Annotated in this window: 8 protein-coding genes; 1 reads left to right on the top strand and 7 read right to left on the bottom strand. The window is 47.0% G+C overall.

Annotation, left to right across the window (positions count from 1 at the left end):
• Nucleotides 1-82: 82 nt before the first annotated feature.
• The gene (locus tag J4N23_RS13505) at nucleotides 83-979 is read right to left on the bottom strand and encodes an IS3 family transposase (protein WP_207427095.1); all 897 of its coding nucleotides are present in this window, start codon (nucleotides 977-979) and stop codon (nucleotides 83-85) included.
• Entirely contained in the window at nucleotides 976-1,512 is a 537-nt protein-coding gene (locus J4N23_RS13500) for a transposase (RefSeq protein WP_207427094.1), read from the bottom strand. Before J4N23_RS13500 ends, J4N23_RS13505 begins: the two co-directional genes overlap by 4 nt.
• A gap of 281 nt (nucleotides 1,513-1,793) precedes the next feature.
• Here J4N23_RS13500 and J4N23_RS13495 point away from each other — a divergent pair, with 281 nt between their 5' ends.
• Nucleotides 1,794-4,148 carry a glycoside hydrolase family 127 protein gene (locus J4N23_RS13495; RefSeq protein ID WP_207428019.1) on the top strand — a complete coding sequence of 785 codons (2,355 nt, stop codon included), beginning with the start codon at nucleotides 1,794-1,796 and terminating at the stop codon, nucleotides 4,146-4,148.
• Between the two features lie 79 nt (nucleotides 4,149-4,227).
• Here J4N23_RS13495 and J4N23_RS13490 read toward each other — a convergent pair whose 3' ends face one another.
• The 5 genes from J4N23_RS13490 to J4N23_RS13470 form a co-directional block, all read right to left on the bottom strand.
• Nucleotides 4,228-4,803 carry a DUF4256 domain-containing protein gene (locus J4N23_RS13490; protein WP_207428018.1) on the bottom strand — a complete coding sequence of 192 codons (576 nt, stop codon included), beginning with the start codon at nucleotides 4,801-4,803 and terminating at the stop codon, nucleotides 4,228-4,230.
• 109 nt (nucleotides 4,804-4,912) lie between these two features.
• A complete protein-coding gene (locus tag J4N23_RS13485) occupies nucleotides 4,913-5,626 on the bottom strand; it encodes a DUF6624 domain-containing protein (protein WP_207428017.1) in 714 nt (237 codons plus the stop codon).
• A 107-nt stretch (nucleotides 5,627-5,733) separates the two neighbouring features.
• Nucleotides 5,734-7,734, bottom strand: a complete 2,001-nt coding sequence (ispG, locus tag J4N23_RS13480) for a (E)-4-hydroxy-3-methylbut-2-enyl-diphosphate synthase (protein WP_207428016.1) — start codon at nucleotides 7,732-7,734, stop codon at nucleotides 5,734-5,736.
• 153 nt (nucleotides 7,735-7,887) lie between these two features.
• The gene (locus J4N23_RS13475; RefSeq protein WP_207428015.1) at nucleotides 7,888-8,826 is read right to left on the bottom strand and encodes a LiaI-LiaF-like domain-containing protein; all 939 of its coding nucleotides are present in this window, start codon (nucleotides 8,824-8,826) and stop codon (nucleotides 7,888-7,890) included.
• Between the two features lie 4 nt (nucleotides 8,827-8,830).
• Complete coding sequence (locus tag J4N23_RS13470; protein WP_207428014.1) at nucleotides 8,831-9,391, bottom strand: PspC domain-containing protein; 561 nt, start codon at nucleotides 9,389-9,391, stop codon at nucleotides 8,831-8,833.
• Nucleotides 9,392-9,400 lie beyond the last annotated feature (9 nt).

The following is a 9,400-nucleotide window of genomic DNA, read 5'->3' as shown; positions in this document are numbered from 1 at the left end:
TGTCTCGTCCTGAAATAGCTATACAGGTTTATTGCTTATTACTAATTCAATTATACACTGCAATTTGTTATTCCTTTATGAACTATACAAGTGGTGTTGCGGTTATTTGATTTCTACTTTTCCATCGTTTTCTTAATATTCCACTTTGCAGATGAGCCTTCTCGGGGGTGAGGCGGTCACAACTGTCGTGCGGCCGAATCTGGTTGTAGGCAGCAACGGACCGAGCGATATGCTGCTTTGTTTCTGCCAGCCCTTGCTGTGATACGTATAAGTCAAACTCGGATTTAAGAATACCGTTCATGCGTTCTGCGATTGCGTTCTCGTAAGGATCGCCATTCTCTGTCATGCTGATTGCTACTTTGTTCTGAATTAAAAGTGCTACATATTCTTTGGAGCAATACTGTGAGCCGCGGTCGGAATGATGGATCAGGGTCTCATTGTAATCCCTGTTCTCCAATGCCATTTCCAGCGCCTCTATACAGCCCTGGGCAGAAAGGTCCTTTCTCAAGCAATATCCCATCACTTTATGCGAATAAGCATCGGTGATCAGGCTCAGATAGGCCCAGCCCGAACTTATTCGAATGTAAGTGATATCACTTACCCAGAGCTGCTCAGGGCGCGTAACCTTCAACTCCTTTACCAAGTTGGGATATTTATGCATCCAGTGTCTGGAATCGGTGGTAATCACCCGTCGCTTACGTTTTCGGATATACAGACCATGTTCGCGCATTAGGTCAAACAGATAATCTCTACCACATGAAATGCCGTGAGCAGCCAATTGCGGAGTAATTATATGTTGCAGTTTCAGTGTCCCAACCCGCGGCAGATCCTTTCTTATGTTCAATACATGTTGCAGAATAATATCCTCTTTAACACCGGTATCCTTCAGACGCCACTGGTGATCATACCAGGCATGGCGGGTTTTGCCAAACAGTCGGCACAGTATCTTTATACCTGTGCCAGGATAGTCCTCTTTCATTTTGGTGACTGCCTGGCACCAGGCTTTTTTCGGATATCAATCTTCAGGTGTTCTTCAGCTACATCGATCAATGTCTCCAGGGCTTTAATCTTTAGCTGGGCCTCGGCCAACTGCTGTCTGAGTGTTTCCAGATCTTGCTCTTTAGACTCTTGTGGTTGCGCTTTTTTCATGGCAATAGCACTAAGGTCGGCATTTTCCGCGGTTGTTTGCTTTATCCATTCCCGAATAGAGCCACTATTCCGTATTCCAAAAGCTATGGCTGCATCACTCACGCTCATACCTTTCTCAATAGCGCGTAGTACTGAACGCTTTTCTGAGAATTTATAAACTCGGTGAGCTACCGGTTTATGAGTTTGGCTATACCGATTTCTCCAATTTGCCAGCGTTTTGTCACTGATCCGGTAACGGGCAATTACTGATTTAACTAATTCTCCTCTTTCTACAGCCCGGACGGCTTCCTTCTTTTCCTCGATTGAAAAGCGATATGCTAGCCGCTCTCCCTTAATCTGTTGTTCTTCTTTTTGTGATTCCATACACTCTTAATGTGTATAGCTGTTTTAGGAAGTGACACCGACCTTAATGGCATGCAGTCCTAGATCTTATTTTAGAGTTAACATTCGCTGGCTAAATACTTAGCGACAATCAGCCTCATTTCAGACATTGCTCTACACCCACCCTACTTTTTAAAATGTTAATTTGACAATTAAAAAAAAGTATTAAATTGCATTTACTAATCAGAACAACCAATAACACCAATTAAGCGATGTCCCTAACCAGGACATCGAAGAAAGCACTTAGCACACCCTAAACGGATATGAGAAAAAGATTTTTTATTGCTCTATTGACACTCAGTAGCTGGGGAGCTTTTAGTCAAAGCTCAAAACTCAGCCCCTTCCCGCTATCCTCAGTCCGATTGCTTCCCAGTCCTTTTTTAGAGGCCCAGCAAACGGATGCAAAATACATTCTCTCTCTCGACGCGGATCGCTTGCTTGCTCCATTTCTGCGGGAGGCTGGTCTTGAACCAAAAGCAAAAAGTTACGGCAATTGGGAGAATACCGGCCTGGATGGGCATATTGGTGGGCATTACCTAACAGCAGTCGCGCAGATGTATGCGAGCACAGGCGATAAAGTTTTTTTAGACCGACTAAACTATATGCTCGACTGGCTGGAAAAATGCCAGCAGCAAAATGGCAACGGTTACGTAGGAGGCGTTCCGGGAAGCAAGGCGATGTGGAACGATATAGCCCAGGGAAAGATCAAGGCGGGAGGCTTTTCGTTGAATGATAAGTGGGTGCCCTGGTATAATATCCATAAAACTTACGCCGGACTGGTGGACGCTTACCGACTTACGGGGAGTGAAAAAGCTAAAAAAATACTTATAGGATTGTCAGAGTGGGCGCTTAACCTGACCGCTAAGCTGACGGAGGGCCAGATGCAGGACATGCTGCGCAGCGAGCATGGCGGCATGAATGAGGTATTTGCTGATGTAGCCCTTATAACCGGAGATAAGCGCTACCTGGAACTGGCAAAGAAATTCTCGCACCAAACTATTCTGAATCCACTGGCCGAAAATAAAGATTCCCTGAACGGACTCCATGCGAATACGCAGATACCGAAAGTGATCGGCTTTGCGCGTATTGCTGCACAAACAGGAGATAAAAGCTATGGACAAGCGGCTAGTTTCTTCTGGAATACGGTTGTCAACAACCGGACAGTTGCTTTCGGTGGAAACAGTGTCCGCGAGCATTTCAATCCGCCCAACAACTTCTCATCCATGCTGGAGTCTCGGGAAGGACCTGAGACATGCAACAGCTATAACATGCTGAAGCTAAGTAAACAACTTTTCCTCGAGAATCCTGACTCGAAGTATTTCGACTACTACGAGCGCACCGTTTACAACCATATCCTTTCTTCCCAACACCCCGAAGGTGGCTTCGTCTACTTCACTCCTATCCGTCCCAATCATTACCGGGTGTATTCATCACCGCAGCAATCATTCTGGTGTTGTGTGGGATCGGGCATTGAAAATCATGGAAAGTATGGCGAGATGATCTATGCAAACGACGAAAAGAATCTCTATGTAAACTTGTTTATCCCCTCTACCCTTACCTGGAAAGAACGGGGAATAGCTGTTAATCAGCAGACAACCTTTCCGCAGGAAGAGCGCTCTACGTTCACGATGTCATTGAAGAAGTCGCAGCGCTTCAGCTTGAAATTACGTCAGCCCTCCTGGTTGGCCGGACCAATGCTGGTGAAGGTAAATAATCAGGAAGTGAGTGGCAAGGTTGACCCGGCCGGCTATCTTAGCCTCGATAGAACCTGGAAAAATGGCGATAAAATCGCGGTAACGCTACCCATGAAAACTATGGTTGAACAGCTCCCTGACAAGTCGAATTGGCTTTCTTTTGTTCACGGCCCCCTGGTGCTGGCCGCTACAACTGGCACAAATGATTTAACAAAACTGCGAGCTGATGACAGTCGTATGGGACATATCGCCAGTGGAAAAATAATTCCGCTGGAAGAAGCGCCACTGCTTGTCGGTAACAAAGAAGCATTTGTCGCGGCGATTAAACCGGCCGGAAATGGCTTAAGTTTTTCTGCAAGTGAGTTGATTCATCAGGACCGCTATAAAGACCTGAAGCTGGTTCCTTTCTATCAGGTCCATGATGCCCGCTACGTGATCTACTGGCCCTTCACCAGTCGTGAAGAGCTTCCGAAAGTACTGCAGTCGATGAAACAGAAGGAAGAGGCGAAGCTGGCGTTGGAAGCAAATACCGTCGACCTGGTGATTGCAGGCGAACAGCAGCCGGAGTCGGATCATAATTTCAAGGGAGAGCATACCGAAACGGGGATGTTCAGGGAGCAGCATTATAGAAATGGTAAAGGTTGGTTCAGTTATGATATGAGAAATCCTGATAGTCAGGCTTCCAAACTAAGCATTACCTATTTCGGGGCAGATCGCAATAAAGACTTTGATATCTACGTAAACGACGCGCTGCTCTCTTCAATCTCCCTGAAGGGCGACGAAGGCAACGATTTCGTCACCAAAACTTTCGATCTTCCTGCAGCAATCGTCAGGGGAAACAAGAACCCTATAAAAGTGCAATTCAAAGCGAAAGCCGGTTCGGCAATAGCAGGAATCTACGAGGTAAGACTGCTCAGGAAGTAAGCTTATAAAAAACTGATAAAATTAAGAGGAGAAGTGTTTATGACCTTCTCCTCTTTACTATAAACCTTCCGGACACTTTTCAGACTTTTAATAATCCCCTGAAACCTCTGACACCATAATAGGATTCTGCTCCGTTATGGTAGATAAATACCTGCCCATAACGGCGGTCGCCGAAAAGAGCACCTCCCAGCTTCCTGATCTCTTCGGGGGTTTGCACCCAACTGGAGGTTTTCGTATCGAAATTACCGAGCTTCTGAAGTTCACGGTACTGTTCCTCCGTTAACATTTCAATACCCATTTCTGCTGCCATTTCCATGGCGCTATGATGAGGCTTATGTTCCTTTCGCGACCTCAGGGCTTCACCATCATAACAAATACTACGGCGTCCCTTCGGACTTTCAGGGGAGCAATCGCAGAAGATATATTGGTCGGTCTTCTCATCATAACCAATAACATCGGGCTCACCTCCACTGACTTCCATATCGTCCAGCGACCAAAGCTTTTCAGGGCTCGCCTGCAGTTTCGCTTGTATTTTTGTCCAATCCAGCCCTTCGTGACGTTTCATGTTTTTCTCGAAACGGGCTTTCAACAGGTTGATCAGGTCCTGGCGCTGCTCTACGCTCAGCCCTTTGGTATCACGACTGATATTGCTCATAATCTTTTAGGTTACTATGGGTTTTAGGCTACTGCAGGATCTTCGACCTGCGATGGACCTACTTTATTAAGAACTAAAATAGGTAAAAGTAAATAAATGAAGGCAGTTCCTATTTCTTAATATGCTCCTCCAATACCCTGACTTCTTCCAGGGTAACAAGCTTGTATTCCAAGCCGAAAGACGCAGCATGCTCTTCAATAGTTTTGGGGAAACCGGCTTTTCGTCTCAACCTGTTCACATTCTTCGGCTTTTTTATCGGCCATACAAACGTTTTCCACTCCTCCTTTCCTGTCTGCCTATTCACAGTCCTTAAACCATAGACTTGAGTCCCGTAAAGCTGTTCCTTACCTTCCTGCATGAGGAGCCGATCTGCCATTTGTGCATATAAACGATAAGGCAGTTCCTTTTCCTTAGCAGCCTGTTTTATATGGGGGATAAATTCCTTTATGAATGAAGAGTGCTGGATCACATACCAAGCCGTTTCGTTAGCTGGCACCCCAACGAGGGTCTTACCAGGATAACCGTACGACTTGATAATTCCTCTTACCCGTACCAAATTTGCCGAATCGGCCTTACCCATCTCCTGCATCAGAAACCAATCTAATCCTTCCCGTGGTCTACCGAAAACAGCGGCAATAGAATCTGCATTTGCTCCCTGGTTTAGGCTCGATAACGCTCCTCTGTACTTTTGATCTACCGTATAAATACTGTCCAGCTCTCTCTTCAGGTTCAGGTTAAGTCGATGTTGAGCATTCAGGAAGGTACCTGCCGACATCAGAAGCGATACTGCTGATGCACAGCACATTCTAAGAGTAATTCGCATGGTATAATTTACAGATCTTCCGAAGAGAATCAAAAAAGAGTAGCACCTCTCAGACGAGGGCGCTGCAGTGAAAAACGCTTGGATGGCCCGTTCAGCTTTAAAATAAGCTATAACTGCTCCTGATGCGCTTCTACCCAGTTGCCGTCTTCGCGGATGATCTCGATCAGCTCATCGAGGGCTTTCTCGGTATTGACGTTTTTCTTCACTACTTCCTTGCCACGATACAGGGTGATTTTACCAGGACCAGTTCCCACATAGCCATAGTCGGCATCGGCCATTTCTCCGGGGCCATTTACGATGCAGCCCATGATGCCGATCTTCAGCCCCTTAAGGTGACTGGTACGACTCCGAATCATCTGAGTGGTTTCCTGCAAATCAAACAGCGTGCGGCCACAACTAGGACAAGAGATATATTCGGTTTTCGAAATGCGGGAACGCGTGGCCTGAAGAATTCCGAAAGATGTACTTACGATAGTCTTGGTGTCAATCTGACGAGCATCCAGCCAGATCCCATCGCCAAAACCATCCACCAGCAGAGCACCCGCGTCGGTGGCTGCATATAGCTGAAAAGTCGAGATCACATCAGAGGCCGCCTGTTCTGCTTCAAAACCATAAGTTCTTTTGATGATGACAGGCGTTCGAATACCCCGCTCAGCAAGTTTGAAGAAGAATTGCCGCTGGTCTGCCATTCCGTGCACTTCCGTTGTTTCCAACACGAAGACCAGGCTGTTGTCTGGCTCCAGACTGTCTAGTGCTCCTGCGGCTAAGTCAGCATGACTTATGCAAACCAGGTTCAATGCTGTATCCCTCACCTCCGCCTGCAGGTATTCCTGCAAACCATACAGGGGATGACTGTTATATTTCTTCGATAAGCTCTTCCAGGTCTCGTAGTTATACAACTGTTTCAGGTTTCCCGGCATCGAAAACGAGGGCAACTGATCAGCGAAGTAAACAAAATCAATGGACTGCTCGCCCATATTGTATTTGTCCAGAACTGCCGAATAGTTATATCCAACATCGGACAGAATGAACGGATCCTTCAGATTGGCCTTTGAAAGATCCACAATTACCCTCGGCACCTGATGTCCACCGATAAAGGTGTTTAATTCTGCGGATTCCCGTTTCTGGTATTCGTAGGGACTAAAACCGGCGGGAAGTGTTGCTTCGCCAGCTGCTGTGAAATGAGCGGAAGCGGTACCGCGGCTGGAATAACGATTGGCAAGAGCAATTGCAACAGGCGCTTCAAACTCCGGCTCCTCTGTAAGTGACACGCGGATTGTATCGCCCAGTCCATCTTCCAGCAACGTTCCAATGCCTACGGCAGATTTAATACGGCCGTCTTCTCCATCCCCGGCTTCGGTAACCCCTAAATGCAGCGGGTAGTTCATCCCTTCATTTTGCATCGTTTCCACCAGAAGCCGGTAGGCTTGTACCATGACCTGGGGATTGCTGGACTTCATGGAGATAACCAAATTGTAGAAGCTCAGATCTTCGCACATGCGGATAAACTCCATTGCTGATTCCACCATTCCCCTCGGCGTATCACCATAGTAGCTCATGATGCGATCAGAGAGCGACCCATGATTGGTACCAATGCGCATGGCAGTGCCATATTCCTTACAGACTTTTACCAGGGGTGCAAACTTGCTATAGATCCGCTCCAACTCCGCACTATACTCCTGAGGTGTGTATTCCAACTGGTCGAAGCGTTTCTTGTCCGCATAGTTGCCGGGATTGATCCGCACCTTTTCTACGATCCGGGCAGCCACTTCGGCAGCATTGGGAGTAAAGTGAATATCCGCCACCAGTGGCACATTATAACCGCGAAAGCGTAATTCTTTTTTTATCTCTGCCAGGTTCTGCGCCTCCTTCATACTGGGGGCCGTAATACGAACGTATTCGCAGCCCGCCTCTACCATACGGATCGTCTGCTCCACCGTACCAAGGGTGTCCATGGTATCCGTGGTGGTCATACTCTGGATACGGATAGGATTATTTCCTCCCAGCGGAATATCTCCAACAGCCACTTCCCGGGTAACAAACCGGGAATATTGAGTAAGAGAATTGCAGTATTTTCCTTTCAGCGCAGAATTCGTATCAGAGACCATAGTATTTTTTGGAATAATACAAAAGTAAGGAAATGGTTTGTAAAAGGCGTAGCCTTAAGCCCAATAGAGCAAAACAGGTATAGCGACTGGATGTTGCTTATGGGGCGAAAATCAGGTCCAAAAGCGTAAAAAGCAAGCCGGGGCAGACCGCAGCTAATAGCGCTTCACTTCGAACTTCGACAGTCCCCCTTCCAAGTCAATAATTATCTTTTTGGTGGCTGTCTTGAAGTTTGGCGTTTCATAGCTCCCATCTTCCAGCTTGGTAAATCCTTCAAAGTCGGAAGACGATAAGCCGGAGTCGAGGCGAATCTGGCAGGCAGCTGCCTCGGGAACAGCAATTTCAATTCCCGAAACCCCTGTCTCTGCACTAACAGTCGTTATTGCTTCTGGCTGGCCCAACTTCAAATTAACGGATGCAGCCCCTCCCTCAAACTTCAGGTTGCGCACATTGAACTTACTTAGATCGAAATCCAACTTGCCTGCCCCCATTTCCAGATTTATATCCCAAATCAAGGAGGGGTTCAACTTTATGAATGCCTCGTTGGTACGGACGTTATCCATATTCCAGTTTTGCTTTCCCTTCATCTTGAAGTTCAGAACATCCACACTGTCTTTGGAAATTTTGAAGAGGGAATAGTTCCCGAAATTCTTTTTCACCTCTGCCTCGAAAAGCTGAATGGTCGAATCCTGGAGGACGTATTTGGTAGCTCCGCCACTGATATTTAGTTCCGCATATCTTACTCCGGCCGTAAGCTGTTCAGAGAAATTGCTGGAACTGCGGCCAGGGCGGGTACTGATATTTTCCTCCTCTTCATCCCGGTCAAACCAGCGTTCGTCCTGATAGGGGACGGCACGGCTGCCCTCGTAGGCAATAAATGCAAGAGCTGCGATGGTGATCACCACCGCGACGGCGCCGGATCTGTCGGAACTATCCCGACTGAAAAGCATATTAGCACCGATTACAATCAGGACAAGCGGCCAGAAGCGCCAGATAATTTCCCAGTGGAAGTCGATTACTTCGAAGTTATCGAGCAACAGCACTCCTCCGATAAAAACGAAAATAAGTCCCCAGATAATTCTTTCAGTTCTCATATTGCTAGGCTAAAGGCTGATCGCCCGGTTTATCATTTGAATTAACAGGATTGTCGCCGGCAGGAATATCATTTTTCGGCTCATAAATTACTTTGTTTTTCTTTCCGGAGGTGGCGAGCATGATCAAGCCGATGATGATGAAGATCAGGGGCCACAATTTAGCTACTGAGAACCAGTGAGGAATGATATTAAACTCCCGAAGGAGAAAAAAACCACCAACTACAATAAGCGCTATCCCGGCAACTAACCTCCCGCTATCTCCGCGCTTTTCTTTCACGTAGGTTGGCTCATACCCCGGCTTTACGACAGGGTCCTGATACGTCCGTGATTGATCCGAAAACACCTTGTAATCCGTATCGAAGGCAGAGTATCCCGAATATAAAGACTTTGCGGGCACAGCTATCCACAGGATCAGGTAAACCCACACGCCTGCGAAACCGAAAATTGCAGCCAGCAGAAAGAGCACCCGCACCCAGGTTACCTCTACGTGCATATAATCTGCCAATCCGGCTGCCACGCCGGCAATCATTTTATTGGCTTCATCTCGTTCCAGTTTCTTCTCCATAATTGAATG

Source organism: Pedobacter sp. SYSU D00535, assembly GCF_017355855.1.
Lineage (GTDB): Bacteria > Bacteroidota > Bacteroidia > Sphingobacteriales > Sphingobacteriaceae > Desertivirga.
This window is presented reverse-complemented; position numbering and strand designations above follow the sequence as displayed.

Coding starts and splice junctions, on each gene's coding strand:
- J4N23_RS13500 (WP_207427094.1), bottom strand. CDS start 1,512: ATGGAATCACAAAAAGAAGAACAACAGATTAAGGGAGAGCGGCTAGCA.
- J4N23_RS13475 (WP_207428015.1), bottom strand. CDS start 8,826: ATGAGAACTGAAAGAATTATCTGGGGACTTATTTTCGTTTTTATCGGA.
- J4N23_RS13470 (WP_207428014.1), bottom strand. CDS start 9,391: ATGGAGAAGAAACTGGAACGAGATGAAGCCAATAAAATGATTGCCGGC.
- J4N23_RS13505 (WP_207427095.1), bottom strand. CDS start 979: ATGAAAGAGGACTATCCTGGCACAGGTATAAAGATACTGTGCCGACTG.
- J4N23_RS13490 (WP_207428018.1), bottom strand. CDS start 4,803: ATGAGCAATATCAGTCGTGATACCAAAGGGCTGAGCGTAGAGCAGCGC.
- ispG (WP_207428016.1), bottom strand. CDS start 7,734: ATGGTCTCTGATACGAATTCTGCGCTGAAAGGAAAATACTGCAATTCT.
- J4N23_RS13495 (WP_207428019.1), top strand. CDS start 1,794: ATGAGAAAAAGATTTTTTATTGCTCTATTGACACTCAGTAGCTGGGGA.
- J4N23_RS13485 (WP_207428017.1), bottom strand. CDS start 5,626: ATGCGAATTACTCTTAGAATGTGCTGTGCATCAGCAGTATCGCTTCTG.